This window comes from Paraburkholderia acidipaludis NBRC 101816, assembly GCF_000684975.1.
GTDB classification, from domain to species: Bacteria; Pseudomonadota; Gammaproteobacteria; order Burkholderiales; family Burkholderiaceae; genus Paraburkholderia; species Paraburkholderia acidipaludis.
Genome location: NZ_BAXZ01000025.1, coordinates 85,918 through 111,269, shown reverse-complemented (window position 1 = coordinate 111,269; position 25,352 = coordinate 85,918). Strand labels below are relative to the sequence as shown.

23 protein-coding genes and 1 pseudogene are annotated in these 25,352 nt (G+C 68.0%); 17 read left to right on the top strand and 7 right to left on the bottom strand.

Going from position 1 to position 25,352, the window contains the following annotated elements; translation table 11 throughout:
- Positions 1-581: 581 nt before the first annotated feature.
- From BAC01S_RS24835 to BAC01S_RS24825, 3 genes are read right to left on the bottom strand one after another with little or no spacing between them, the layout of a single operon-like run.
- Entirely contained in the window at positions 582-1,391 is an 810-nt protein-coding gene (locus BAC01S_RS24835) for a glycosyltransferase family 2 protein (protein WP_407667957.1), read from the bottom strand.
- 34 nt (positions 1,392-1,425) lie between these two features.
- Positions 1,426-2,142, bottom strand: coding sequence for a 3-oxoacyl-ACP reductase FabG (gene fabG / locus BAC01S_RS24830; RefSeq protein WP_027797192.1), 717 nt, complete (start codon positions 2,140-2,142; stop codon positions 1,426-1,428).
- 40 nt (positions 2,143-2,182) lie between these two features.
- Positions 2,183-2,443 (bottom strand): phosphopantetheine-binding protein, encoded by a 261-nt coding sequence (locus BAC01S_RS24825; protein WP_027797191.1) that lies wholly within the window; start codon positions 2,441-2,443, stop codon positions 2,183-2,185.
- Between the two features lie 501 nt (positions 2,444-2,944).
- On the opposite strand from BAC01S_RS24825, the gene BAC01S_RS24820 reads away from it, so the two are divergent.
- From BAC01S_RS24820 to BAC01S_RS24775, 10 genes and pseudogenes are all read left to right on the top strand, one after another.
- Positions 2,945-3,628, top strand: a complete 684-nt coding sequence (locus tag BAC01S_RS24820; protein ID WP_043203589.1) for a COG4648 family protein — start codon at positions 2,945-2,947, stop codon at positions 3,626-3,628.
- Positions 3,629-3,681: 53 nt separating this feature from the next.
- On the top strand, positions 3,682-5,550 hold the full coding sequence (locus tag BAC01S_RS32525) for an AMP-binding protein (protein WP_043203587.1): 1,869 nt from the start codon (positions 3,682-3,684) through the stop codon (positions 5,548-5,550).
- A pseudogene (locus BAC01S_RS32520) lies at positions 5,550-6,482 on the top strand (LpxL/LpxP family acyltransferase); the annotation flags it as partial. The gene BAC01S_RS32525 and the pseudogene BAC01S_RS32520, both read left to right, overlap by 1 nt.
- Positions 6,483-6,595: 113 nt before the next feature.
- On the top strand, positions 6,596-7,279 hold the full coding sequence (locus BAC01S_RS24805) for an outer membrane lipoprotein carrier protein LolA (RefSeq protein ID WP_027797189.1): 684 nt from the start codon (positions 6,596-6,598) through the stop codon (positions 7,277-7,279).
- Positions 7,280-7,303: 24 nt separating this feature from the next.
- Positions 7,304-9,835, top strand: coding sequence for an MMPL family transporter (locus BAC01S_RS24800; RefSeq protein ID WP_027797188.1), 2,532 nt, complete (start codon positions 7,304-7,306; stop codon positions 9,833-9,835).
- Entirely contained in the window at positions 9,832-10,749 is a 918-nt protein-coding gene (locus BAC01S_RS32515) for a polysaccharide deacetylase family protein (protein ID WP_084168850.1), read from the top strand. Before BAC01S_RS24800 ends, BAC01S_RS32515 begins: the two co-directional genes overlap by 4 nt.
- 62 nt (positions 10,750-10,811) lie before the next feature.
- Complete coding sequence (locus tag BAC01S_RS24790; protein WP_027797187.1) at positions 10,812-12,035, top strand: beta-ketoacyl-[acyl-carrier-protein] synthase family protein; 1,224 nt, start codon at positions 10,812-10,814, stop codon at positions 12,033-12,035.
- Positions 12,032-12,871, top strand: coding sequence for a beta-ketoacyl synthase chain length factor (locus tag BAC01S_RS24785; RefSeq protein ID WP_027797186.1), 840 nt, complete (start codon positions 12,032-12,034; stop codon positions 12,869-12,871). Before BAC01S_RS24790 ends, BAC01S_RS24785 begins: the two co-directional genes overlap by 4 nt.
- Positions 12,868-13,422 carry a hotdog family protein gene (locus BAC01S_RS24780; RefSeq protein WP_043203583.1) on the top strand — a complete coding sequence of 185 codons (555 nt, stop codon included), beginning with the start codon at positions 12,868-12,870 and terminating at the stop codon, positions 13,420-13,422. Before BAC01S_RS24785 ends, BAC01S_RS24780 begins: the two co-directional genes overlap by 4 nt.
- Complete coding sequence (locus BAC01S_RS24775; protein WP_027797184.1) at positions 13,419-13,703, top strand: hypothetical protein; 285 nt, start codon at positions 13,419-13,421, stop codon at positions 13,701-13,703. The genes BAC01S_RS24780 and BAC01S_RS24775 overlap by 4 nt, the downstream gene beginning before the upstream one ends.
- 29 nt (positions 13,704-13,732) lie before the next feature.
- Here the strand turns inward: BAC01S_RS24775 and BAC01S_RS32510 are convergent, their stop codons facing one another.
- Positions 13,733-14,011, bottom strand: coding sequence for an H-NS family nucleoid-associated regulatory protein (locus BAC01S_RS32510; protein WP_052408839.1), 279 nt, complete (start codon positions 14,009-14,011; stop codon positions 13,733-13,735).
- A 223-nt stretch (positions 14,012-14,234) separates the two neighbouring features.
- On the opposite strand from BAC01S_RS32510, the gene BAC01S_RS24765 reads away from it, so the two are divergent.
- From BAC01S_RS24765 to BAC01S_RS24755, 3 genes are all read left to right on the top strand, one after another.
- A complete protein-coding gene (locus BAC01S_RS24765; RefSeq protein ID WP_027797183.1) occupies positions 14,235-14,927 on the top strand; it encodes a flavin reductase family protein in 693 nt (230 codons plus the stop codon).
- 101 nt (positions 14,928-15,028) lie between these two features.
- Positions 15,029-15,670: a DsbA family oxidoreductase gene (locus tag BAC01S_RS24760; RefSeq protein ID WP_027797182.1), complete on the top strand. Its 642-nt coding sequence runs from the start codon at positions 15,029-15,031 to the stop codon at positions 15,668-15,670.
- Positions 15,671-15,692: 22 nt separating this feature from the next.
- Entirely contained in the window at positions 15,693-16,373 is a 681-nt protein-coding gene (locus BAC01S_RS24755; RefSeq protein ID WP_027797181.1) for a cytochrome b/b6 domain-containing protein, read from the top strand.
- A 24-nt stretch (positions 16,374-16,397) separates the two neighbouring features.
- Here BAC01S_RS24755 and BAC01S_RS24750 read toward each other — a convergent pair whose 3' ends face one another.
- On the bottom strand, positions 16,398-17,951 hold the full coding sequence (locus tag BAC01S_RS24750) for a methyl-accepting chemotaxis protein (RefSeq protein ID WP_043203606.1): 1,554 nt from the start codon (positions 17,949-17,951) through the stop codon (positions 16,398-16,400).
- Between the two features lie 184 nt (positions 17,952-18,135).
- Between BAC01S_RS24750 and BAC01S_RS24745 the strand changes: the two genes are divergently transcribed.
- The gene (locus BAC01S_RS24745; protein WP_027797179.1) at positions 18,136-18,960 is read left to right on the top strand and encodes an isocitrate lyase/PEP mutase family protein; all 825 of its coding nucleotides are present in this window, start codon (positions 18,136-18,138) and stop codon (positions 18,958-18,960) included.
- A gap of 69 nt (positions 18,961-19,029) precedes the next feature.
- Here BAC01S_RS24745 and BAC01S_RS24740 read toward each other — a convergent pair whose 3' ends face one another.
- On the bottom strand, positions 19,030-19,818 hold the full coding sequence (locus tag BAC01S_RS24740; RefSeq protein WP_027797178.1) for an FRG domain-containing protein: 789 nt from the start codon (positions 19,816-19,818) through the stop codon (positions 19,030-19,032).
- A gap of 159 nt (positions 19,819-19,977) precedes the next feature.
- On the opposite strand from BAC01S_RS24740, the gene BAC01S_RS24735 reads away from it, so the two are divergent.
- From BAC01S_RS24735 to BAC01S_RS24725, 3 genes are all read left to right on the top strand, one after another.
- Positions 19,978-20,430 (top strand): MarR family winged helix-turn-helix transcriptional regulator, encoded by a 453-nt coding sequence (locus BAC01S_RS24735; protein ID WP_027797177.1) that lies wholly within the window; start codon positions 19,978-19,980, stop codon positions 20,428-20,430.
- Complete coding sequence (locus BAC01S_RS24730; RefSeq protein ID WP_027797176.1) at positions 20,427-21,656, top strand: MFS transporter; 1,230 nt, start codon at positions 20,427-20,429, stop codon at positions 21,654-21,656. The genes BAC01S_RS24735 and BAC01S_RS24730 overlap by 4 nt, the downstream gene beginning before the upstream one ends.
- A gap of 542 nt (positions 21,657-22,198) precedes the next feature.
- Positions 22,199-24,310, top strand: a complete 2,112-nt coding sequence (locus tag BAC01S_RS24725) for a phosphocholine-specific phospholipase C (RefSeq protein ID WP_027797175.1) — start codon at positions 22,199-22,201, stop codon at positions 24,308-24,310.
- Between the two features lie 103 nt (positions 24,311-24,413).
- Here the strand turns inward: BAC01S_RS24725 and BAC01S_RS24720 are convergent, their stop codons facing one another.
- A complete protein-coding gene (locus tag BAC01S_RS24720) occupies positions 24,414-25,352 on the bottom strand; it encodes an OmpA family protein (protein ID WP_027797174.1) in 939 nt (312 codons plus the stop codon).

Genomic DNA, 25,352 nt, shown 5'->3' with positions numbered 1-25,352 from the left:
GGTATGAGTTGGGTAACTGCGGGTAACTGCGTCTTTTAATTAGCAATACTACTTATATGGATTACACCAGGCTGCCGCATGACGTTGCCCTGGCGATTGCCGTGCGAAGCGTGTTGTGTTGCCCGTTTGTGCTGCTTGCTGCGTCGAGAGGCCGGCAAACCGCGTGAACCGGCGTGCGTGATGGATCAGAGGGTGCCGAATCCGGTTCGAGATCCGTGGTTCGCGATTCGAACTCGATTTCGTTTTCCGAACCGTCCGGGCGATCTTAGGAAAAATCGCACGATCGTGTCAATGTAAAGTACCGCAGGAACAACAATCTGTTACCTACAGGTTTCCACTCATTTACCGGCGTGCCGGTTTCCTCTTGAAGCCCGCAGCGCGGCTTCGCCAGCGTCAGGCGCAAGGTGTTCGCTATGTGCTGGCGCAACGACTTCGGGAATTCACGAATGGGGTGTGCCCCAGGCTGCCCGGGTTTTCCCTTGTGGTGGAGTGGCGACGCTCTGGTGGAAGGTCGTGCGCAGTTCGCCGCAAAGCGCGTCGACTTCTTACGGAATGCTATGCAGTTTTCGGGTTAAACCGGATCAGAGAATACCGTCACGACCCAGCAGGCGCCGTGCGGCGAGCAGCGGCAAGCGCGCGCCGAAACCGGCGACGAGCCGCAAATGCATCCAGCTAAGCAGCAGGTTGTCGCGCGCGTAGTTGAAATGCGACACGCCGCCCTCCTGCGCACTGAAATAGCGCACCGGCGCCTCGATCTGGATCGGCCGCACCCCGGCCCAGCACAGGCGCACGGCGGCCTCGGGATCGAAGTCGAAACGGCGCATCCACGGCTGCCGCCGCATGATCGCCTTGAGAGGCGCGATGGGATAGACACGAAAGCCGTAGAGCGAATCGCCGATGCCTGCCCACAGCGTCTCGACGTCCGCAAAGAGGTTCGAAAGGCGCCGCCCTTGCACGCGCAGTTGCGGGGCGCTCGCGTCGAATTTCGGCATGCCCAGCACCATCGCGTCGGGCGACGCTTGCGAGGCCGCCATGAAGCGCGGAATCAATCCGGTCGGGTGTTGCCCGTCGGAGTCCATGGTCAGCACGTGCGTGAAACCCTGCGCGGCCGCCGCCTCGATTCCCGCGAGCACCGCCCCGCCCTTGCCGCGATTGACCGGCAGCACGATCACATGCAGCCCCGGATCCTGCGCGGCCATCGCCTGCAGACGTCCGGCGCTGCCGTCGGTGCTCCCGTCCACGACCACCCACACCGGGCTCCACTGAGCGCGCGCCGCGCGCACGGTTTCGTCGACCTTCACGCCCGGGTTGTAGCTCGGAATCAGGACGAGATGCGTGGTCGAGGGCGTAGGGGAAGCAGCGGGCGTGGACATGAGAACAGCCGGTTGCATGATGGAACAGGAACCCGAGGGCGCTGGCGCGCGCTCAGGCAAGTCCGCCGTTGATCGACAATACCTGCCCGGTTACGTAGGCGGCCGCATCGGAGACGAGGTACGCCACCATGGCGGCGACCTCCTCGGGCTGGCCCGCGCGCTGCGCCGGCACGAGCTGCTTGATGCGTTCGGCGGGGAACGCGTGCTCCACCATGGGCGAAGCGATGATGCCCGGCGCGATCGCGTTGACCGTGATGCCGCGCGAGGCCACTTCGAGCGAGAGCGCCTTCGTCGCGCCGATCAGCCCGGCCTTGGCTGCCGAGTAATTGACCTGCCCGCGATTGCCCATGACGCCCGCGAGCGACGCGATATTGACGATGCGGCCATGCCGCGTGCGGATCATCGGCAGCAGGAGCGGCTGCGTGACGTTGAAAAAGCCGTTGAGCGAAACGTCGATCACCTTGCGCCACTGGTTGCGCGTCATGCCGGCCAAGGGCGCGTCGTCGTGCGCGCCCGCGTTGTTGACGAGAATCTGCACCGGCGTGTGATCGATGAGCGGGGCGAGCGCGGCCTCGGCGGCGTCGGCGTCGGTCACGTCGAACGTGATGGCGTGCGCCGTGCCGCCCGCGTCGGCAATGCGTTGCGCGACCGCTTCGGCTTCGGCCGCGCGGCGATTGGCGTGAACCCACACCTCATGGCCGGCCTCGGCGAGCGCGAGGCAAATGGCCTGGCCAAGCGCTCCGCTGCCGCCTGTCACGAGTGCACGCATCGACTCTCTCCTCTCATTCGCGCTTGACGTTCGCGCACGTTCAGCGCACGCGATGCGCGGCGACATAGGCCGCCAGCGAGCCGAGCGTCGCGAAGATCTTTTCGTTATCCGGATTGTCGGAGCGCAGCTCGAAGCCGTACTTCTTCGAGATCAGCAGTGCGATTTCGAGAATGTCGATCGAGTCGAGCCCGAAGCCTTCGCCATAGAGCTGCGTTTCGGCGTTCACGTCGTCGAGCGAGACATCTTCGAGATTCAGTTCGCCGACGATCAGCGCGGCAAGCTCGTGTTCCAGTGCGTTCATCATGCGTGCGATCAAACGGTACGGGCCGTGCGCACAACCGGGGGCGGCGCCCCCGCGCAGGACAAGGACACCGCCGGCTTCCCGGCTCTTGCCCGCCGCCCCGCCCGCCTGGGTTTGGAGTCGATTTGGTAAAAGTTACGCGGATTTTAGACGATGGGTTCCGGTGCGTATACGGTACGCGCCGCCGAAAGGTTACAGACGTTAGGATGCGGGGCATCCGTATTTTGGGATACAACGGGGCCGCGACGCCTAAGCGGCCTGGGATGTAATCGGATTGTAGGGTGATGCGGCCGTCCGGCGAGCCATACAAACGGTTACAAACGATCCCCATGCCGTCTGAAAGATGCCCCGCCGCGGCCCTAAAATACGCCTGCCGCAATCCCACGAACCGTTATTCCTGTGATAAATACCGGGCGGCCACGGAGCAGGTGTACCGACGCACCGCGCCGACGCCGTCCGCAACCGACGAAGACCGCCACTCACTGCTAAAGCCTATTGATCATGCCGCGCCCGCCCACCCCACATCACCACGCACCGTACGGCGGTTTCGTCCGTGCCGCGCTGGCGATCGCCGCCGTGGCCGCGTATCAGCTGCTGGCGCACCACGCCGTCGCGACGCCCGGCGAGCACGGACTTGGGCTCGCCATGGCGCTGCTGCCGCCGCTGGCCATCGCTCTGGCCGCCGCCGTCCGCTCGCCGCAGCGCGCCGCGTGGCTACCGCTCTGGGCGCTCGCGGCCGCCGCGCTCTGGGCTGCGCGCACGCCGCTTGCTCGTCATTTCGAATGGGGCCTATACATCGAGCATGTGAGTTTCAACCTCGGGATGGCGCTGCTGTTCGGCCGCACGCTGGTCCTCGGGCGCGTTCCGCTCTGCACGCAGTTCGCGGCGATGATTCGTGGCGCGCTCTCGCCGGCGATCGCGCGCTACACGCGGCGGATCACGCTGGCGTGGACACTGTTCTTCGTGGCGACCGCGGCCGTTTCGACGCTGATGTTTGCCCTCGCGCCGATCGTTGCGTGGGCGACATTCGCCAACTATGTGGCGTTGCCGCTGGTCGGCGCGATGTTCGTTGCCGAGCATGCCTGCCGGCGCTTTGCACTGCCGCGCGAGCGGCACTCCGGCATGCTCGCGGCGATGCGCGCTTACCGGCAGTCCCGGCTAGAGCCGGTGCGGGCCACGAGGTGAGCGGCGCCGCCTCGCCGGTGTTTTTTGTTCCAGCCGAAGTTATGTCGACCGTTATGCCGACCCATCCGTTGATTTTTCACACTGCACCCCGCCAGGTGATTGCCTGGTGCGACGGTTCCCCGGTCACGGCGCGTGCGTTCCTCGCCGACGTGGCGCGGGTGGCGGCCGCGCTGCCGCCGGGCGCTCACGTGTTCAACGTCTGCCGCGACCGCTACCGTTTTGCCGTGAGCCTGTGCGCGGCACTCGTCTCCCACCGGATCAGCCTGCTGCCGTCCACCCACACACCGGAAACGGTGCGCCAGCTCGCCACGTTCGCCCCCGACGCGTTTTGCCTGCACGACACGCCCGACTGCGCGATCGACCTGCCGCGCTTTCGCTACCCCGAAGGCCGCGTCGAAGACGCGGCGGCGGCGAACGGCCGCGATGTCGGCGACGATGCGCCCTTCGACGTGCCCCAGATCGACGCGGCACGCATCATGGCCTACGTCTTCACCTCCGGCTCGACCGGCGCGCCGGTGCCGCACCGCAAGACCTGGGGCTTCCTCGTCGCCAATGTGCGCGCGGCGGCGCAGCGCCTCGGGCTGCTCGACGCGCATGGCGAAGCCCGCGCGCAAGCCGGAAACACGACGTCCACGCTGATCGGCACGGTGCCCGCGCAGCACATGTACGGCTTCGAATCGACGGTGCTGCTCGCGCTGATCGGCGGTCTCGCCTTCAGCAACCGCCAGCCGTTCTATCCGGTCGATATCCGTGCCGAACTCGAAACCGTGCCGCAGCCGCGCGTGCTCGTGACCTCGCCGATCCACCTGCGCGCGCTGCTCGCGACCGAAGCGCCGTTGCCCGACGCCGCGCTCGTGCTCAGCGCGACGGCGCCGCTTGCGGAAAAACTTGCGTGCGAAGCCGAGGCGCGTCTGAACGCCCCGTTGGTCGAGATTTACGGCAGCACGGAAACCGGCCAGATCGCGACCCGCCGTACCGCGCGGGGCGCGACGTGGGAACTGCTGCCGCAGATCCGCCTCGACGCGCGCGCCGCCTCGCCGGCCGGCGAGGATGCCGAAGGCGACGAAGGCCCCACGATCTGGGTCTCGGGCGGTCACGTGGAAACGCCGGTGCCGATGGGCGATGCGCTCGAAGTGCTCGATGCGCACCGCTTCCTGCTGCACGGACGCAAGGCGGATCTCATCAACATCGCGGGCAAGCGCACCTCGCTCGCCTATCTGAACCATCAACTCAACGCGATCCCGGGCGTGGTCGACGGCGTTTTCTTCATGCCCAATGAACGCGGCGACGCGAACGAAGACGCGCACCGCGAACCGGTAACGCGCTTGATCGCACTCGTGGTCGCGCCAACGCTGAGTGCCGCCGATCTGCTGCGGGCGCTGCGCGAGCGCATCGACGCCGCGTTCATGCCGCGCCCGCTCGTGTTCGTCGATGCGCTGCCACGCAACGAGACCGGCAAGCTGCCGCATCACGTCCTCGCGGCACTGGCCGCGCGCCACACGCGAGGCGTTCCGGCAGGGACCGCAACGGCCGAGGCCGGCGCAAGTGCGGCGAGCACGGCAGCCGCTACCGGCAAGGCGACCGGCGTCATCACCGTTTCCTTCACGATACCCGCCGACCACCCCGCCTTGCCGGGCCACTTCCCGGGCCGCCCCATCGTGCCCGGCGTCGTGCTGCTCGACCACGCCATCGAGGCCATCGGCTCGGCCCTGAACCGCCCAATGGACGCCTGGCGGCTCGGCGCCGCGAAGTTCCTGAGCCCGGCCGCGCCCGGCGAGCCGCTCGATCTCGCGTTCGACGCCACCGCAAACGGCGCGATTCGCTTTACCGTGCAGGCCGGCGAGCGCAATGTCGCGAGCGGCACCTTGTCGGTTCAGCAACCCCTCGCGTTACCCCTCACCCAGGAAGGCCCGCACCCATGATCAAGCGCACCGACTGGACCCAGCAAGAAGAGCGCGGCAACACGCTGTTGCTGCGCGCCATGACATGGCTGTCACTGCGCATGGGCCGCCGCGCCTCGCGCGTCCTCGTGCATCTGTGCACGGGCTATTACATGCTGTTCTCGCCGCAGGTGCGGGCTGCCTCGCGCGCGTATCTGAGCCGCGTGCTGGGGCGCCGCGCGCACTGGCGCGAGGTCTACCGGCACCTGTTCACCTTCGCGACGACGATCCACGACCGCCTCTACCTGATCAACGAACGCTTCGACCTCTTCGACATCCGTCCGCAGGGACACGAACTCGTCGACGAAGCGCTCGAGAGCGGACGCGGCGCGTTCCTGATGGGCGGCCATCTGGGCAGCTTCGAGGTCGTGCGCGCGCTCGGCCGCACGCGGCCGGGCTTGCGCGTGGTCGTCACGATGTACGAGGAGAACGCGCGCAAGATCAACGCGACGATCGCCGCCGTGAACCCGGCCGCCCAGCCGGAAGTGATCCCGCTCGGGCAGATCGATTCCATGCTGCGCGTGAACGAACGGCTCGACCAGAACTGCATGGTCGGCATGCTGGCCGACCGCACGCTGCTGGAAGACACCGCCTCGGCGCGCTGCATGCCTTTTCTCGGCAAGCCCGCGTCGTTCCCGCTCGGGCCGCTCTACATGGCGGCGATGCTCAAGCGCCCCGTGATCTTCATGACGGGCCTCTATCGCGGCGGCAACCGTTACGACGTGCGCTTCGAGACGCTCGCCGACTTCACGCACACGCCGCGCGAAGCGCGCGCCGCCGCCATCGAGGCCGCACTTGCGCGCTATGTGACGCTGCTCGACCGCCATTGCCGCACGGCGCCGTACAACTGGTTCAACTACTTCGACTTCTGGCAGACCGCGCAGGCAGCCGACACGGTCGAAGCGGCCGAGGCGCCGGCCACGGCGAAGCAGGGAGCCATTGCCGCGCGCGTGGCGAGAAACGCTTATGGCGTGCGCCGTGCCGACGTGCAGCACGCGCGCCTCGCCGCCCAGGAGACCTCCGACGCATGAGCGCCTCCCGCCGTCCCGCCCGTCATTTGGCTTCACGGTGCACCTTGCGCCGCGCCGTAGCGTGCGCCGGCCTTGCCGTCGCGCTCGGCGCCCTTACGCCGGCATTCGCCGGCGCGGCCTCCGCTACGCCGGCCGCTGCCGCCACGTCTTCCAGCTGGACGCTCGATCGACTCATGGCCGCGCTCGCCCAGCGCAAGTCGGGCCGCGCCTCGTTCAAGGAGACGAAGTACCTCGCGATCGCTGCGCAGCCTATCGAATCGTCCGGCGAGCTCGTGTTCGTCGCGCCCGACCATCTGGAAAAGAACACGCTGAGCCCGAAGCCGGAGCACCTGGTTGTTGACGGCGACATGCTCACCGTCGATCGCAACAACCACACCTATACGCTGCCGCTGGCGCGCTATCCGGAACTCGGCGCGTTCATCGAAAGCATCCGCGCGACGCTCACGGGCAACCGGCCCGCGCTCGAAGAGACGTATCAGATCGCGCTCGCCGGCAACGGCGAAGACTGGACCCTCACGCTCACGCCGCGCGACGCACGCATGCTGAAGGTGGTGAGCACGATCACGCTGGAAGGCACTGCCGACGTGCTGCGCAGCGTGGCGATCGAGCAACCGGGCGGCGACCATTCGCTAATGCGGCTGCAGCCGCTCGCGGCCGCGGCGAACGGGACGACGAACTAAGCGTTCGCGCCTGGTGACGAGCCGATGAACACCCCCACCCGGTCCACGCCGCCCACCCGAGGCCCGCACGCGCTGGCGCGGGCCCTGGAGCGGCGCGCGGTGCTGATCTGGCTGCTGCTCCTGCTCGCCTGCGCGGCGGCGATCGCGCGCGCCCACTTCAGCGCGGACCTCTCCGCCTTCCTGCCTCGCACGCCGGACGCGCGCCAGCGGGTGCTCGTGGATCAATTGCGCGAGGGCCCGGCCCTGCGGCTGATCCTCGTCTCGATCGAAGGCGGCGATGCGCCCGGGCGCGCACGGATCTCGCGGCAGGTGGCGGCGACGTTGCGTACCGCCCCGCAGTTCGCGGCCGTCAACAACGGCGAAACCGCGGACGATGCGCGCGACGAGCAGTTCGTGTTCGCGCATCGCTATCTGCTGAGCCCGGCAGTCACACCGCAGCGCTTCACGGCGGCCGGCCTGCATGACGCGCTGGGCCAGAGCCTCGATTTGCTGAGCTCGTCGGCGGGTCTTGTCGCCAAGGACCTGTTGCCGCGCGACCCGACCGGTGAAATCCCCGCGCTGATCGGCCAGCTCGACAGCACCGCGCAACCCGCGAGCCGCGACGGCGCATGGGCCTCGCGCGACGGCACGCGCGCCGTGCTGGTCGCGCAGATCGCCGCGGCGGGCTCCGATACCGACGCGCAGGCGCGCGCCATCGACGCCGTTCATCGTGCGTTCGACACGGCCACGCATGCGCTGCCGGCCGCGTCGTCATACCGGATCGAGCTGAGCGGCCCCGGCGTGTTTTCCGTCGAAACGCGCGACCTGATCCGCCACGACGTGGAGCGCATCTCGACCCTGAGTCTCGTGCTGATCGTCGCGCTCCTGCTGACGATCTACCGTTCGCCGCGCACGCTCGGACTCGGCTTGTTGCCCGTGCTTTCCGGCGTGGCGGCGGGCATCGCGGCGGTGAGCCTCGCATTCGGCACGGTTCAAGGACTGACACTGGGTTTCGGCACGACGCTGATCGGCGAGGCGGTCGACTACTCGATCTATCTCTTCGTGCAGTCCGCCCAGGGGGGTGCGACGGCGCAGACGCCTCACCCGTTGCGCGCATGGATCGCCGCATACTGGCCGACGATCCGCCTTGGCGTGCTCACGTCGGTGTGCGGTTTCGCCTCGCTGGTGTTCTCCAGCTTTCCGGGTCTCGTGCAGCTCGGCGTCTACTCGATCGCGGGATTGACGGCGGCGGCGCTCGTCACGCGCTATGTGCTGCCGCGTTTGCAGGGCGGCCCAGTGGCGATACGCGACGTCTCGGGCATCGGCGCACGGCTCGCGCGCATCGCGCAGGCCGCGCCGCGCCTGCGCTGGCCGCTCGCGGCGCTCACGCTCGGCGCACTCGCCGTGCTCGCATTGCATCGCGGCAGTCTCTGGAGCCACGAGCTCGAAGCGCTGAGCCCGGTGCCGGAGGCGAGCCGCACGCTGGACGAGCGGCTGCGCGCCGACCTTGGCGCCCCCGACGTGCGCTACCTGGTGGCCATTCCCGCCGCCAGCGAACAGGCCGCGCTCGAAGACGCCGAGAAGATCGGCGCGCAACTGCAGCCGCTCGTGGACCAGGGGGTGCTCGCGGGCTTCGAAAGTCCGGCTCGCTATCTGCCGAGCGACGCGACGCAACGCGCACGCCGCGCGAGCCTACCCGACGCCGCCACGCTGACGGCCCGCATGCGCGAAGCCGCAGCCGATCAGCCGGTCGACATCAAACCGGAAGCGTTCGCGCCATTCATCGCCGACGTTCAAGCGGCACGCGAGGCGCCGCTGATCACGCGCGCCGATCTGCGCGGCACTTCGATGGCACTCGCCGTCGATTCGCTGCTGACCCGGCACGCGAACGGCTGGAATGCCATGCTCGCGCTGCGGGCGCGCGACAACAACGGATCGCCGGTACAGGCCGCCCCGGTCCAGGCCGCCGTCTCGCGTGCAGGCGTGCCCGGCGCGCTGTTCGTCGACCTCAAAACCGAGGCCGACCATCTCTACGTGAACTACGAGCGCGAGGCCATACGCCTCTCGCTCGCGGGATTCGCGGGTATCGCCGTGCTGCTGGCCGTCGCACTGCGTTCGCCGCTGCGGGCCGCGCGCGCGCTCGCTCCGCTCGTCGCCGCGGTACTGGCCGTCGCCGCGGGCTTTGCGCTGGCAGGCGTGCCGCTGACGATCCTGCACCTCATCGGCATGCTGCTGATCGTCGCCGTGGGCTCGAACTACGCGCTGTTCTTCTGCAAGCCCGGCACCGATGGCGCGGGCCGGCCGGAAAATGCGCCGCATACCGGGCCCCGGATCGCACCGCCTACGCTCGTCTCGCTGCTGGTCGCGAATCTCGCGACAGTCGCGGGTTTCGGCCTGCTCGCGCTTTCGCGCGTGCCGCTGCTCGAAACGTTCGGCCTCACGGTCGGACCCGGCGCGATGCTGGCTCTCGCATTTGCCGCGATCCTTGCGCCGCAGACGGCCCACACCGGGCGCACCGCGTCGTCGATGTCGGCCTCGACTGCCGTTCCGGCCGGCCGCGAAGGAGGACGCGCATGAACGCGCCCTCGCCGCACACAAACGCCGCTGAAGGCGTGCGCCGATGGAAACCGTCCCCGCTGATCCTGGGCACGGCGGCGTTGCACGGCGGCGCGGCAGCGGCAGTGCTGGCCCAACCGGCAACCTGGCCGTGGGCGGCGAGCGGCGTGGTCGCCTCGCATCTCGTGCTGACGGCTGCGGGGCTCTGGCCGAAGAGCGCCCTGCTCGGCCCGAACTGGACGCGCCTGCCCGATACGTCCGGCGGCGCCGACCGCCGCATCGCCCTGACCATCGACGACGGCCCCGACCCCGAAGTCACGCCGCGCGTGCTCGACCTGCTCGACCGGCATGGTGCGCGCGCAACCTTCTTCTGCATCGGCGATCTGGCGCGCCGGCACCCGCAGTGGATCGAGGCCATGGTCGCGCGCGGCCACGCCGTCGAAAACCATAGCCAGCGGCACCGGCACACCTTCTCGCTCTCGGGCCCCGGCGCCCTGCGGCAAGAGATCGAGGTCGCCCAGGAGACGCTCGCCGAAATCAGCGGCACGCGTCCGCTCTTTTTCCGCGCCCCCGCGGGACTGCGCAACCCGTTCCTCGAACCGGTGCTGTGCGGGCTTGGCCTGCGCCTCGCGAGCTGGACCCGGCGCGGCTTCGACACGCGCGAGCGCGACGCCGGCAAAGTCGCGCGCCGCCTGCTGCAGGGTCTCGCGCCGCGCGACATCCTGCTCGTTCACGACGGCCATGCGGCGCGCAGCGCCGATGGCCGGCCCGTGGTGCTCGAGGTACTGCCCAAGGTGCTGCGCGCGGCCGCGGCGGCGCAACTGCAGTGGACGACCCTACGCGGCGCGCTTGCCGCCCAGGCGGTTTGGCACGAAGGCGAACGCGAACGCCCCGTGCCGGGCGGGGGACGCCACCCCCCGTTTGATAAAATTTGATGTCTATCGACGCGCCGGCATCTGCTTCACCGCCAGCGCGGCCCTCACCGGATACGACCTTCGTGAAACCTCTCCTGCTCTCGCACTTCACCGCCGCCAGTTGCATAGGACGCGGGCTCGACGCGACACTCGACGCGCTGCGCGGCCAGAAGAGCGGCCTCGCGCCATGCCGTTTCGAGCGCGCGGCGCTCGACACCTGGACCGGCGAGGCGGAAGGCGTCGACGCTGAAGCGCTGCGCGCCGACCTCGCCGACTACAACTGCCGCAATAATCGCCTCGCGCAGATCGGGCTGATGCAGGACGGCTTCGCCGCGCACGTCGAAGCAGCCGTCGCCCGCTACGGGGCCGAACGCGTGGGCGTCTTCGTCGGTACGAGCACGAGCGGAATTCTCGAAACGGAAGCGGCCTACCGGCAGCGCGCGCCGGAAAGCGGTGCGCTGCCCCCGGGCTTTCGTTACGCGCAGACACACAATTCCTATTCGGTCGCGGCTTTCGTGCGCGCGTACTTCGCGCTGCGCGGCCCCGCAACGGCGATTTCCTCGGCCTGCTCTTCGGGTGCGAAGGTGTTCGGGTCGGCGCGGCGCATGATCGAGGCGGGACTTATCGACGCCGCCGTGGTGGGCGGCGTCGATTCTCTGTGCCTCACCACGCTCTATGGCTTCAATTCGCTCGAATTGCTGTCGCGCCAGCCCTGCCGGCCGTTCGACGTGGCGCGCGACGGTATCTCGATTGGCGAAGCGGCAGCATTCGCGCTTCTCGAACGTTTGCCCGGGTCGCGCGGCACGCTCGACGACGAGGCGATCCTGCTGCTCGGCGTGGGCGAGTCGAGCGACGCACACCATATGTCGGCGCCGCATCCGGAAGGACTGGGCGCGCGAACGGCGATCGAGCAGGCGCTCGCAATGGCAGGCCTCACGCCGCGCGAAATCGGCTATATCAACCTGCACGGCACGGCCACACCGAGCAACGACGCTGCGGAAAGCCGCGCGATCACCGCGCTGTTCGAAGGCACGCCATGCAGTTCGAGCAAGGGAGCGACGGGCCATACGCTGGGCGCGGCCGGCGCACTGGAGGCCGTGATCGCGGCGCTCGCGCTGCGCCACCGCTTCATGCCCGCAGGCGTGAACACCACGCAACCGGACGCGGCGCTCGGCCTCGACTACATTCTGCAAAACCGCGACGCCGACCTGCACACGGTCCTCAGCAATTCGTTCGGCTTCGGCGGGACGAACTGCAGCCTGATTTTTGGCCGCGCGTCCCATGCGCTGCGCGAGCATCGATCATGAAACTGAACGCCTGTATCGAAAGCATCGGCCTCATCGGGCCTGGCTTTGCCGATTGGCCGCAAGCCGCCGAGGTACTGGCGGGCCGCAGCCCTTACGCGAGCGCACGCACCGCGCTGCCACCGCCCGCGGGCCTGCCGTCCGCCGAGCGACGCCGCACCGGCCCGATCGTGAAGACCGCACTGGCCGTGGGCCACGAGGCCGTGGCCGCCAGCGGACGCGACGGCACGACACTGGCCGCCGTCTTCGCCGCATCGGGCGGCGACGGACAGAATTGCCACGCGATCTGCGAAACGCTGGCCGGCGACGACCGCCAGCTCTCGCCCACGCGCTTTCATAACTCCGTGCACAACGCCGCGGCCGGCTACTGGAGCATTGCCGCGCGCTCGCGGGCCGCTTCGAACGTGCTCTGCGCCTATGACGCCAGCTTCGCGGCGGGCCTTATCGAGAGCCTTTGCCAGGTCGCGGTGGACGGCGTGCCGACCTTGCTGGTCGCATACGACGCCGAGTACCCCGAGCCGCTGCACGCGGTGCGCCCGATCGCGGATGCCTTCGGCGTGGCGCTCGTGCTTGCACCGCTTGCCTCCACGGCGCACGACGTCGCCATGCAACGCGCGCTCGCGCACGTCACCCTGACGCTCACCGGCGCGCCGGCGACGACACTCGCCTCGCCCGACCTGGAGGCCCTGCGCGCGTCCAATCCGGCGGCGCGCGTCCTGCCGCTGCTCGAAGCCGTCGCAGCGCGCCGCGCTTCGAGCGTGGTGCTCGACTATCTGCCCGAGATGCGCGTGCGGATCGACGTGACCCTCCCGGACGCTGCATCGGAGCACGTGCGATGACGCAAGAGATCTTTCGAGCCGCTCCGCCTGCCGCGTCGCCCCTCGCCGCACCGCTCGACCGCAACTGGATCGCGGCGCACATTCCGCACGCCGGCGCGATGTGCCTGCTCGACAGCGTCGACGCCTGGGACGAAAGCCGCATCCGCTGCACCGCGACCAGCCACCGCGATACGCACAACCCGCTGCGCTCGCACGGACGACTCGCCTCGGTCTGCGGCATCGAATACGCGGCGCAGGCGATGGCCGTGCATGGCGCGCTCGCCACTGGCGCAAACGCAGCAACGGACGACGCCGCACCGCCGCGTCCGCGTGTGGGCTATCTCGCGAGCGTGCGCGGGGTCGAAGCGCATGTTGCGCGTCTCGACACCTTCGCGGCGCCCCTCACGGTGGAGGCCGAACGCCTGAGCGGCGACGGCAACACCATTCTCTACGGCTTTACGGTTCGCTGCGGCGAAGCGCTGCTGCTGTCCGGCCGCGCTGCCGTGATGCTGGACGCGTCCGCCGCGCAGGCACGCGCGGCCAACTCAACCCCGAAAGGAGATTCGACGTGAAAACTCATCGATTCATTGTGATCGCGCTGCTGCTCGGCATGTTCAGCGCCGCGGCCCATGCCGACATCCACGAAGCGAAAGAGGACATCAAGCACGACGCCAAGTCGGCCGCCACGGCGACCGGGCATGCCGCGCGCAACTTCGGCCATGCTACGGCGAACGCCGCGAGGTCGATTGGCCACGGCATCGCCCACGCGTCGCGCGAGGGCTATGACGCCACCAAGCGCGCGACGAAGCGCGTGTTCCACAAAGACGACAGCGACGACAAGCACGAGACGTGACGGCCTGAGATCGCCTCGTCAGGCACGCCCTAACCGGCTTCGTTCAGGATGCCCGGTGCGAACAGATCGAGCGTCCCGCTGTCTGCGTCGTTGCCGCCGTGCGGCTTGCGAGCCTCCTTGCCGGCGCGTTTCTTCACCGCTTTCGCGGCTTTCGCCGCCTTGCCGAAGAGATCTTCGGGCGTGAAGCCGAATTCGGCAATCGCGGCGCGCGCCGCGGCAAGCGCCTCGGCGGCGGCTTGTGCGCGGGCTGCTTCAATCTGGGCGTCGAGTTCCCGCTTGCGGGCGATCAGTTCGAGATACGTGGACATGGGACTATCGTGAAACAGGAACAACAGGCCTCGTATTCTATCCGCCCATTCCGCATTAGCAGTAGACCGCAGCAGCCCCGCGCGCGCGAAGTTCGATAAAGCGGCCCAACAAGCGGTCCAACAAGCGACCCAACGACAGGGGACGAGAGAGCAAGAACTGGAGTGCGCCGTCGAGCCTGCAAGCCGACACTGGTCTCATGTCAACTCACCGTGAGATCCGAGCATGTCCTCTTCCCATGTCCTGAGCGAACCGGCAATCCTCTATTTCGGCACGCCGGTCGTGCTGGTCGGCACGTCCAACGAGGATGGAACCGCGAACCTCGCCCCCATCTCGTCGGCGTTCTGGCTCGGCTGGCGTTGCGTGATCGGCATCAGCGCGAGTTCGAAAACGACCGCGAACCTGCGGCGCACCGGCGAGTGCACGCTGAACCTGCCGTCGGCCGCCGAAGCGGCCGCCGTGGACCGCATCGCGCGCACCACCGGCTCGAATCCCGTGCCGCCGCGCAAGCTCGCGCGCGGCTATGCCTTCGAGCCCGACAAGTTCGCGCGCGCGGGCCTCACGCCGCTCGATTCGCAGACGGTGGCCGCGCCGCGTGCGCAGGAATGCCCGATCCATCTGGAAGCCGCGGTGACCGCGCGCCACGGTCTCGCCGACGATACCCCCGCGCTGCGCGGTCAGATCGAAGTGGTCGAACTGCGCGTGACGCGCGTGCATGTGCGTCCCGATCTGCTGATGGACGGCCAGCCCAACCGCATCGACCCGGACCGGTGGAATCCGCTCATCATGAGCTTCCAGAAGTTCTACGGTCTTTCGTCGGGCCAGGTTCACGCGTCGCGGCTCGCGGACATTCCCGAATCCGCGTACCGCAGCCCCGATGTCGACCGTGCGCGGGACGACGCGCCGTGCGAAACATGAGTCGTGGCGCCCTCTGCAGCGATCGACGTTCCAGGCTACCCTGTGCGCAGCGGCTGCGCGGCCCCAAGGGCGTGAGCAGCCGGCCATTGACAAGGAATGCCATGACACAGCCACTCAAGATCGATTTTGTTTCGGATGTCGCCTGCCCCTGGTGCGCGATCGGCCTCGCCTCGCTGCAGCGTGCCCTGGAGCGCCTCGGCGACAAGGTCGACGCGCAGATCGTCCTGCATCCGTTCGAGCTGAATCCGCAGATGGGGCCGGCCGGGGAGTCGATCGTCGACTATCTCGGCAAGAAATACGGCCGCACGCCGGCGCAGATTGCCGAAACCCAGGCCATGATCCGCGAGCGCGGCGCCGAGGTCGGCTTCGCATTCGGCACGCGCGAGCATGTGTACAACACCTTCGACGCCCATCGCCTGCTGCACTGGGCGGGCCTCGAAGGCAAACAGGTGCCGCTGAAGCTCGCGCTTTTGCGCGCCTACCACGGCGAGGGCAAGGACACGGGCAATCACGACGTACTGGTCGAAGCCGCGCAATCGGCGGGGCTCGATGCCGCGCAGGCACGCGAAGTGCTGCAAAGCGGCGCCTACGCCGACGAGGTTCGCGCCGAGGAGCAGCAGTATCAGGAGATGGGCATTCATTCGGTGCCGTCGATCATCTTCAACGACCGCTATCTGCTCTCCGGCGGCCAGCCGGTGGAAGCCTTCGAGCAAGCCATCGGACAGATTCTCTCGAAGACCTGATCCCCCTTTGCCGCGCAAGCCCATGGAATCCGGACTCCCCGAAGCCGCCGGCGCACGCTCGGTGCGCGTCTGGGACTTTCCCACCCGGCTCTTCCACTGGCTCGCCGTCGCGCTCGTGGCGGCCTGCTGGGCAACGCAGTGCCTGAACTGGATGGCGTGGCACGTGCGGCTCGGCGAAGCGCTGCTCGTGCTCGTGCTGTTCCGGCTGATGTGGGGCGTGGCGGGCGGCGAGACCGCGCGCTTTCGCAGCTTCGTGGCGTCGCCGGCCGCGGCCTGGCGCCACCTGAGGCACCTGCTGCGGCGCGAACCCGACCATCAGGTCGGTCACAATCCGGCGGGCGGCTGGATGGTCGTGCTCCTGCTCGTGCTGCTCCTGGCCGAAACGCTGAGCGGCCTCTACGACAACAACGACATTGCCGACGAAGGGCCGCTGAGCGAGCTTGTCCCAGCCGCGATAGCGAACGCCATTGCGAAGCTGCATGCCTGGGGCTGGGACGTGCTGCTGGCGGCCGTGGTGCTGCATGTCTGCGCAATCGCCGTCTACGCGCTTGCGAAGGGCCATAACCTGCTCGGCCCCATGCTCACGGGCAAGAAACGCCTGCCCGCCGCGATACGCGCACCCGCGCGCGCCTCCCTCTGGCTCGCGGCGCTGCTGATGGCGCTCGCCGCGACGATCGTCGCCCTGCTCGCCGCTTATCTCTGAACGGCCGCCCTGAGCGTTAGACCCTCAGTGCAGCCGGAACGCCGAAACGCTCCGCCTGAGCGAGCCGGCCTGCTCGCTCATGCTCTGCGCCGCGGCGGCGGCCTGCTCGACGAGCGCCGCGTTCTGCTGCGTAACCGAATCCATCTGCCGCATCGCCTGGTTGATCTGCGCGATACCCGTGCTTTGATGGTCCGACGCCGAGGTCACATCGCGCATCAGCGCGGCCACGCGCTCGACGGCGCTCTTCACGGCGGTCATCGATTCGGCGGTGCGCTCGGTCACCTGCGAGCCGTTGCGGATGTCGTTCGTGGTCGTGTCGATCAACTGCTTGATCTCCTTGGCCGCCACCGCGCTCTTCTGCGCGAGACTGCGCACTTCGCTGGCCACGACCGAGAAACCCTTGCCCTGTTCGCCCGCGCGCGCCGCCTCGACGGCGGCATTCAGCGCGAGGATATTGGTTTGGAAAGCGATGCCGTCGATGGTCGCGATGATCTCGGTAATCTTGCTCGCGTGGCTCACGAGCGACCCCATGCTGCCCGAGAGCTCCTGCATGGCCGTTCCGCTGTCCGTGGCGGCCTGCGACGAATGTTCGGCAAGCCGCAGCGCGTCGGCGGCGAAGGCGCTGTTCGCGCTGACCGTGGAGGTGAGCTCGTCCATGCTCGCCGCCGTCTCTTCGAGCGAAGCGGCCTGCTCTTCGGTGCGCTGCGAGAGATCGAGGTTGCCGCGGGCGATTTCGCCCGAAGCCGTCACGATCGAATCGCTCGACACCTGGATCGTGCCGATGATTTCGCGCAGGCGATCCTGCATCGAGGCGAGCGCGGCCATCAGGCTCGTCGTGTCCTTGTCGCGCAGCGGCACCGGCGAGGCGAGATTGCCGTCGGCGATGGCGCGCGCGACGTCCCGGGCCTGCACCGGCTCGCCGCCCAGTTGCCGCTGAAGCTGGCGCGCGATGAACACGCCGAACGCCATGCTGGCGATAAAACCTGCCACGACGAGCGTAGACAGCAGGATGCCCATGCTCGCGTACAGGCTGGCGGCGTTCGCGGCCGCTTCGTCCGCGCGCTTCTTGCGGTACGCCGCGAGTGCCGCAATGGCCGTCTTCATCTTGTCGCTTGCCGCAATCGCGTCGCGCACGAGCAAGTCGTGGTCGGCATATTGCGGCTGCAGCGGCGAGAAGCCGGCCTCCTGCCTGACGATAGGCTCCCAGACGTCGTTGGTGCGCTGCAGGTCGGCGAAGAGCGTCTGCCCTTCCTCCGTTTGCCCCGCGAGTTCGCCATACTCGTGCATCGACTGCTCCATGGCGCCCAGCTTCACGCGGATGTCTTCGATGAGGCCCTGCTTGTCGGCGTCCGAGTGCGCATAACCGAGGTTGGCCGCGTCGAGGTCGGTGGACAGCTTGTTGCGCGCGATTTCGCTGAGCAGGTAAATGCCCTGCACGTGGTTTTGCGCAACGTCGCGCGTGAGACCGTACATGCGTGACAGCGTGGCGATGCCCACGCCCCCGCAGGCGGCACCGATAACGGCCACGGCACCGAAGGTGGTCAGCAGTTTTTGCAATACAGTCAGTTTTCTCAGCATGATGTCCTGAATGGAGGCGTCGTTTTCCAATCAGCTAACGGCGCATGCTGCACTGCCCTTTAAAGGTTTTTCCGTGCTTTTCCCGTATACACGTCATTAGTCTGGGTAATCTCGTGCCAAGGTACTTTACGTTTACCTTCACGCCTATCGTTGCGACCTCCCTACCCTGAAAAGGAGACGTTCCATGCCCCGCACCGCCGCAGAAAAACGTGCCGCCTTTCGCGCCCTGCATGAATCCGGCTGTTTCATGCTGCCCAATCCTTGGGATGCCGGCAGCGCCCGCTATTTGCAGAGCCTCGGCTTCAAGGCGCTCGCCACCACCAGTTCCGGCTTCGCGTGGTCCACGGGCCACGCCGACAACACCGTCAGCCGCGAGGCCGTGCTCGCCCATCTGCGCGCGATCGTGGATGCGACGGACCTGCCCGTGAACGCCGACTTCGAAAGCGGCTTCGGCAAGGATCCCGCGGGCGTGGCCGAAAGCGTGAGCCTCGCGGTGCAGGCTGGCGTAGCGGGTCTCTCCATCGAGGACTCGACCGGCGACACGGCGGCGCCGCTCTTTGCGCTCGACGCGGCCGTAGAGCGGATCGCGGCCGCGCGCCGCGCCATCGACGCCCAGGGCGGCGACACGCTGCTCGTCGGCCGGGCGGAGAATTTTCTCGTGGGTCTGTCCGATCTCGACGAAACGATCCGCCGGCTCACCGCTTACGCACAGGCCGGCGCCGACTGTCTCTACGCGCCGGGCATCAAGACCCGCGAACAGATCGAAGCCGTGGTGGCCGCCGTTGCGCCGAAACCCGTCAACGTGCTCGTGGGCGGCGTTTCGCCCTTCACGCTGCAGGATCTCGCCGCGATGGGCGTGCGGCGCGTGAGCGTGGGGGGCGCGCTCGCCCGCGCGGCGTGGGGCGGCTTCACGCGCGCCGCGCAAGCGCTCGCCGAGGGGCGCTTCGACGGCTTCGAAGGCGCGGCGGCCGGCGCCGAGCTCAATGCGCTTTTCAAGCCGGGGCGCTGAGTCCCCGACGAGTCATCGACAAGCGACAGCCGGACGCTTCGCGCCGAAAACGCCGCAAACCCCCAATTCTCAGGACGACGACATCAGCCCCGACCAGACGATCTCCAGCTCCACGGCGATCGAACGCGCGAGGCCGTCCAGCCCGGGAAAGAGCGAAGCGTTCGTGATGTTCATCCGGTAGAGCCATTTCATCGCGTCCATGCGCATGGCCTTGGGCAACACGATCTTGTGCAGCAGTTCCTCGTCGCTCTCGTAGCCGTCCAGGATCGCCTGCAGCGACTTGTCGATGACGCCCGGCACGACGAAGGTGCCCGACTGGGCAACGAGCCGGTCGTCCATTTCCGTGGGCTCGCCCGACCAGAGGATCTCGTTCGCGTTCGAAAAGAAATACTGCTGAAAATTGTCGTGCGCGCGCGGATCGATCACGTCGCGCGTGAGCGCCGGATTGGCGAGCGGCAGCGCGCGGTTGTTCCAGAGCGCGGGCGTGTTCAGCGCGAAGACGGCCGCATCGCCCGTAGCGCGTTCGAGCGCGAAAAACGCGGCCACGAACGGGCTCTTCGTGAAGTCGAGCAGACGCGTGGGGGCGCCGTGGTGCTGCATCAGTGCCAGGCAGCGCAGATCGTCCGCGAGCAGCACGGGATGCGCGAGAAAGTTGTGCGCCTTGCGCCGGAACACGCGGATCGCCCGCTCCTCGCGCGAGCGCCACTGGCTGCGGTCCTGCACGTAATCGCGCATATAGCGCGAAAGCGAGCTTTCCAGCTGCCAGGCCGCGCTCTGCTGGCCGCGAAACGCCCAGCCGTCGAGCTGCGTCGTGAGTGCCATGAACTGCTGCCAGTCGGTGAGTACGGTGGTCTGCATCGCGTCTCCCATTCATGTAAAGCCGTGCGTCGCCCTGCCGTCGCGCCGATCTTAACGCCGTCGCGCGACGGCGCCATGAAGACTGTCGCGAGTTTCTACGTCCACGCGGATATGAAGGTCGACTTTGAAGCTTACCTTCATATCTCGTAAAATGGGTTCATGACCCGTCAAAACGCTCCATCCAGGGCCGAACTCCCGGCCCAGCTCGCGAGCGAGATTCGCGCCCTGATGGCCAAGCTTCGCCGCCGCCTGCGCGAGCAGGCGAGCCCCGGCGAATTCACGCCCTCCCAGGTGGCCGTGCTCGTGCGACTCGAGCGCGAGGGCGCCGGCACGGTGTCGAGCCTCGCGCGCGCGGAAGGCATGCGCCCCCAGTCGATGGGGGCCGTGATCGCGCAACTGGAGGCCATGGGCCTCTTGAGCGCGGCCCCCGATCCCGAGGACGGCCGCCAGACCCTCTGGTCGCTCACCGATGCCTGCGCGGCGTGGCTGCGCGAAGGCCGCGCCGCTCGCCAGGACTGGCTCACGCGTGCAATCGAGGCTCGCCTCTCGGCCGACGAGCAGCGCGAGCTGGCCGCCGCACTCGATCTGCTGCAACGGCTCGCGCAAGCATGAGCGTTTCGCCCGACGGCATGTTCCGTTCTCTGCGCAGCTTCAATTACCGCGTATGGTCGGCGGGCGCGCTTGTCTCCAACGTCGGCACCTGGATGCAGCGCACGGCGCAGGACTGGCTCGTCCTCACGGGCCTCACGCATCACAGCGCCGCCGCCGTGGGCATCGTCATGGGGCTGCAGTTCGGCCCGCAGCTCCTCCTGTTGCCGTGGTCCGGCTACGCCGCCGACCATTTCAATCAACGCCGGCTGCTGATGATCACGCAAGCTACGCTCGGCACGCTCGCGCTCCTGCTCGGCGTACTCACCGTTGCAGGCGTCGTGCGGCTCTGGCAGGTCTACACGTTCGCGTTCCTGTTCGGCTGCACGACGGCGCTCGATTCGCCGGTGCGGCAAACCTTCGTCTCGGAGCTGGTCGGCGACGGCGACCTCTCCAATGCCGTCGCGCTGAACTCCACCTCGTTCAATGCCGCGCGCATGATCGGGCCGGCGGTGGCGGGGCTCGTTATCGCATCGGTGGGCGTGGGCTGGGCGTTCGTGCTCAACGGCCTCTCGTTCGCCGCCGTGCTGGTTTCGCTCACGCGCCTGCGCACGCAGGACCTGCGCGTGCGCGAGCGCGCCCATCCCGCACGCGGCAGCATGACGGCCGGATTCCGCTATGTGTGGGCGAGGCCCGATCTCCGGTCGATCCTCTTCATGCTGGCGCTGATCGGCACGTTCGGCCTCAACTTCCCGATCTTCATCTCCACGATGGCCGTAAGCGTCTTTCACGCCAACGCCGGCGGCTACGGCCTGCTGTCCTCGCTGATGGCCGTGGGCACCGTGACCGGCGCACTCATCGGCGCGCGCCGCAGCAAGCCGCGCTTCGATTCGCTGCTCATGGCCTCCGCGCTCTTCGGGCTCGGCTGCACGCTCGCTGCGATCGCACCCGCCTACGGCTGGTTCGGGGCCGCGCTCGTGCTGATCGGCATCGCCGCGCTCACCGTCACGACCACCACCAACAGCCTCATGCAGCTCTCCACCGAGCCCGCCATGCGCGGCCGCGTGCTGGCGATCCGCCTCGCCGTCGCGCTGGGCGGTACGCCCATAGGCGCACCGATCGTCGGTTGGGTGGCGGACCATTGCGGACCGCGCTGGGCGCTGATGGTGGGCGCGGCGTCGGGCTTCGCCTCGGCGCTCGTCGCGTGGCGCGCGATGCGGGCGAATTCGCGCCCCCGTCATAAATCTTAAAAGCAGCTCCGCTATCCTCCTGCGTGCCTGGGTGTTCCTTACCAATTATTACCGTGCTTTGCATGGGGGCATCGATGACATCCGGATTCATGCGGGCATGCGCCGCGTTGCGAAGGCTGCCGCGCAAACGTTTGCGAAAGGCTTTCACGGCTGGGCCGTTGCGTGCGCAAGCGCTTTGGCCGGCCTGCGCGCTGGCCCTCTGCGCGATAGCCGCATGCAGCGGGCATGACGACGACCGCGCGACCCTGACCCAATCCGCCGCCCGCGAACTGGCGGGCACGCCGACACCCCAGGTCGCCACGGCAATCACGCCGGACAGCACAACAGCACGGAGCGTGGGAAGCGCAACGGAAGTCGCGCTCCCGCCGCTCGCCGTAAGAACACCCGCGAAGCCGCCCGCAGACGGCGGCCCCGCGATCGATCCGCTCGTTACACCCGTGATTCACACCGCAGACTGAAGTACCCGTCCGCACAGGGCCGTTCCATGCAGGACTCACGCGCCGTGTGCGTTTGCCCAACCTCGATGATGACTGGAACAACGAATGGCTTCGAGAACCCGCCGTGACTTTCTGCGTGCCGCCGCGATGACCGCCGGCTCCGCCACCGCACTGACGATGCTGCCACCCGGCATCCGCAACGCGCTCGCGATTCCCGCCAACAACAGCACCCGCAGCATCCGCGATGTCGAGCACATCGTCATCCTGATGCAGGAGAACCGCTCCTTCGACCACTATTTCGGCACGCTGCGCGGCGTGCGCGGATTCGGCGACACGCGCGCCATCACGCTGCCCGGCGGCCAGCCGGTGTGGAACCAGCCGGGCGTGGGCGGCGTAGGCCAGGTGCTGCCGTTCCATCCGACTGCGCCCAACCTCGGCCTGCAGTTCATTCAGGATCTGGCGCACGACTGGACCACCACGCACGAGGCCTGGAACGGCGGCCTTTACAACCAGTGGGTGCCGGCCAAGGGCCCCACGACGATGGCGTATCTCACGCGCGACGACATCCCGTTCCACTATCAGCTTGCCGACTCGTTCACGATCTGCGACGCCTACCATTGCTCGACGATGGCGCCGACCGACCCGAACCGCTACTACATGTGGACCGGCTGGGTGGGCAACGACGGCAGCGGCGGCGGCCCGGTGATCGACAACGCCGAGCTGGGCTACGGCTGGTCGACGTTCCCCGAAGTGCTGCAGGGCGCGGGCATCTCGTGGAAGATCTACCAGGACATGGGCACGGGTCTGAACGCACAGGGCTCGTGGGGCTGGACCGAAGACGCGTACATCGGCAACTACGGCGACAACTCGCTGCTCTACTTCAACCAGTACCGCAACGCGCAGCCCGGCAATCCGCTGTATGACCGCGCACGCACGGGCACGAATGTCGCAAACGGCGGCACTTACTTCGATGTCCTCAAGACCGACGTGCAGAACAACACGCTGCCGCAGGTCTCGTGGATCGTCGCGCCCGAAGCCTACTCCGAGCACCCGAACTGGCCGGCGAACTACGGCGCGTGGTACGTGGACCAGGTACTGCAGGTTCTCACGTCGAACCCCGAGGTCTGGAGCAAGACCGTGCTGCTCGTCAACTACGACGAGAACGACGGCTTCTTCGATCACGTCGCGGCGCCGTTCGCCCCGGCTTCGAGCGCCAACGGACTTTCGACTGTCGCGCTCACCAACGAGATCTTCGCGGGCAACAGCGAGTACCCGGCGGGCCCCTACGGACTCGGCCCGCGCGTGCCCATGATCGTGGTTTCGCCATGGTCGCGCGGCGGCTGGGTCTGCTCGGAGACTTTCGATCACACCTCGGTGATCCGCTTCATCGAGAAGCGCTTCGGCGAGCAGCACAGCCTGCCCGAGCCGAACATCACGCCGTGGCGCCGCGCGATCTGCGGCGATCTGCTGTCCGCGTTCAACTTCCTGACGCCGAACGAAAGCCTGCCCGCGCTGCCTTCCACGAGCGGCTACGTGCCGCCGGATCAAAACCGGCACCCGGATTACGTGCCGACGCCGCCCGCCGTGGGCAGCGTGCCGACGCAAGAGCCTGGCGTGCGCCCGGCCCGCGCGTTGCCCTATGAGTTCTTCGTGCGCTTCGAAGCCGGCGCGGCGACGGGCAAGGCCGGGATCCGCTTCATCAACACCGGTCGCGCGGGCGCGGCCTTCCTCGTGTACGAGACCGGCAGCACGGTCGCCCCGCTCAGCTACACGGTGGAAGCCGGCAAGCGCCTGGAGGATCGGTTGACGGTTGCCGCCGCGGGCACGTACGACTTCGGCGTGTTCGGGCCGAACGGATTTTTGCGCCGCTATGCGGGCACGCAGCCGCAAAGCAGCGGATTCTTCGGCAGCGCGACGGCGCAGCCCGAAGTGGCCGACGGCTACGACGTGGCAAACGGCAATCTGGAGTTGCGGCTCGAAAACAAGGGCCGCGCGGCGTGCGAGTTCACGATCGTCAACGCCTACGATCCGTCGTCGAAGATCCAGCGCACGGTGCGCGGCGGCGACGAGGAACTCCTCTATCTCGACCTGCGCAACGCATACGGCTGGTATGACCTGACGATCACGGTCAGTACCGACGCGACCTTCGTGCGGCGCCTGGGCGGGCACGTGGAAACGGGACGGCCGAGCTATAGCGATCCGGCGCTGGGAGGCTGAGCGCAGCGGGTATGAAAAAGCCATGGTTCCGCCTTGCGGCGGGCCATGGCTTGCCGAATGTCCGGCGAGGCGCGCTGTTGTCAGTCCACGCGCGCCGCTTCCCTCATTGCCCCACCCGGAACTCGATCCGCCGGTTCTTCGCCCTGCCGTCGTTCGTATCGTTCGACGCAATCGGCTGATCCGGCCCGACGCCCGTGGTCGTCATCTGCTGCGGCGAAATCCCCTTGGTGACGAGATATCCCTTCACCGCATCGGCGCGCGCCTGGCTCAGCGCGATATTCGACGCCCGGCTGCCCGAATTGTCGGTATGGCCGATGATGTCGACGGTGCGAGTCGGCATCCTGGCGAGCGCGGCTGCCATCTGGTCGAGGATCTGCCTGCCTTCCGGCGCGAGCGTAGCGCTGCCGGTTTCGAACTCGATCGTCCGGTTCGCCAGGGTCTGGTCGAGCAGCCCCTGCTCGGATGCGGACACGCGCAAGCCGTTGCGGATCGTGTAGGTGGGATTGAGCGCAGTGGCCATGTCGCTCGCGATCTGCTGACGCTGCGCTTCGTTGCCCACCTCGCCCTTCATCTCGATCTGCGTGCCGTCAATCTTCAGTTGTCCTTTGCTGATCTGCTTCAGCGACGGCCCGATCAGTTTCTGCACGTTCGCGCTCCAGTTCGGCGGCGTCGCGACGTCGCCCACTTCGATCTGGTCGACAACGTTCATCGCGCCGTACGTATCGCGCAGCTTTTGCAGCACGGCGGCCTTGGTCGCCTCGTCCGGCACCTTGCCGCCCACGACGACCTGCCCGGGCGCCGCATTCGCGGGCGCCGGAACATCCGTCGCCGCGGCACGCGCCACGCCCGGTCCTGCCGCGGCGCCAACCGATGCCCCGGTCGAGGGCGGCAGTGCCGTCACCTGCACCGACGCACTGCCATTGGTGACCGGCGTGACGGTGGCCGGCCCGCCCTCGTCGGCCAAGCTCGCGCCGCACGCCACGACGCTGGCGGCGAAAAGCGCCGCCGCCATGGCACGGCGCACGTAATTCGAATCGCGCAT

Bases quoted from the DNA above. Each gene is read 5' to 3' on its own strand.
- BAC01S_RS24800 (WP_027797188.1), top strand. From the start codon at position 7,304: ATGAACACCCCCACCCGGTCCACGCCGCCCACCCGAGGCCCGCACGCG.
- fabG (WP_027797192.1), bottom strand. From the start codon at position 2,142: ATGCGTGCACTCGTGACAGGCGGCAGCGGAGCGCTTGGCCAGGCCATT.
- BAC01S_RS24725 (WP_027797175.1), top strand. From the start codon at position 22,199: ATGGCTTCGAGAACCCGCCGTGACTTTCTGCGTGCCGCCGCGATGACC.
- BAC01S_RS32525 (WP_043203587.1), top strand. From the start codon at position 3,682: ATGCCGACCCATCCGTTGATTTTTCACACTGCACCCCGCCAGGTGATT.
- BAC01S_RS24720 (WP_027797174.1), bottom strand. From the start codon at position 25,352: ATGCGCGATTCGAATTACGTGCGCCGTGCCATGGCGGCGGCGCTTTTC.
- BAC01S_RS24745 (WP_027797179.1), top strand. From the start codon at position 18,136: ATGCCCCGCACCGCCGCAGAAAAACGTGCCGCCTTTCGCGCCCTGCAT.
- BAC01S_RS24750 (WP_043203606.1), bottom strand. From the start codon at position 17,951: ATGCTGAGAAAACTGACTGTATTGCAAAAACTGCTGACCACCTTCGGT.
- BAC01S_RS24805 (WP_027797189.1), top strand. From the start codon at position 6,596: ATGAGCGCCTCCCGCCGTCCCGCCCGTCATTTGGCTTCACGGTGCACC.
- BAC01S_RS24755 (WP_027797181.1), top strand. From the start codon at position 15,693: ATGGAATCCGGACTCCCCGAAGCCGCCGGCGCACGCTCGGTGCGCGTC.
- BAC01S_RS24730 (WP_027797176.1), top strand. From the start codon at position 20,427: ATGAGCGTTTCGCCCGACGGCATGTTCCGTTCTCTGCGCAGCTTCAAT.
- BAC01S_RS24825 (WP_027797191.1), bottom strand. From the start codon at position 2,443: ATGAACGCACTGGAACACGAGCTTGCCGCGCTGATCGTCGGCGAACTG.
- BAC01S_RS24835 (WP_407667957.1), bottom strand. From the start codon at position 1,391: ATGCAACCGGCTGTTCTCATGTCCACGCCCGCTGCTTCCCCTACGCCC.
- BAC01S_RS24740 (WP_027797178.1), bottom strand. From the start codon at position 19,818: ATGCAGACCACCGTACTCACCGACTGGCAGCAGTTCATGGCACTCACG.
- BAC01S_RS24735 (WP_027797177.1), top strand. From the start codon at position 19,978: ATGACCCGTCAAAACGCTCCATCCAGGGCCGAACTCCCGGCCCAGCTC.
- BAC01S_RS24820 (WP_043203589.1), top strand. From the start codon at position 2,945: ATGCCGCGCCCGCCCACCCCACATCACCACGCACCGTACGGCGGTTTC.
- BAC01S_RS24785 (WP_027797186.1), top strand. From the start codon at position 12,032: ATGAAACTGAACGCCTGTATCGAAAGCATCGGCCTCATCGGGCCTGGC.
- BAC01S_RS24765 (WP_027797183.1), top strand. From the start codon at position 14,235: ATGTCCTCTTCCCATGTCCTGAGCGAACCGGCAATCCTCTATTTCGGC.
- BAC01S_RS32515 (WP_084168850.1), top strand. From the start codon at position 9,832: ATGAACGCGCCCTCGCCGCACACAAACGCCGCTGAAGGCGTGCGCCGA.
- BAC01S_RS24760 (WP_027797182.1), top strand. From the start codon at position 15,029: ATGACACAGCCACTCAAGATCGATTTTGTTTCGGATGTCGCCTGCCCC.
- BAC01S_RS24780 (WP_043203583.1), top strand. From the start codon at position 12,868: ATGACGCAAGAGATCTTTCGAGCCGCTCCGCCTGCCGCGTCGCCCCTC.
- BAC01S_RS32510 (WP_052408839.1), bottom strand. From the start codon at position 14,011: ATGTCCACGTATCTCGAACTGATCGCCCGCAAGCGGGAACTCGACGCC.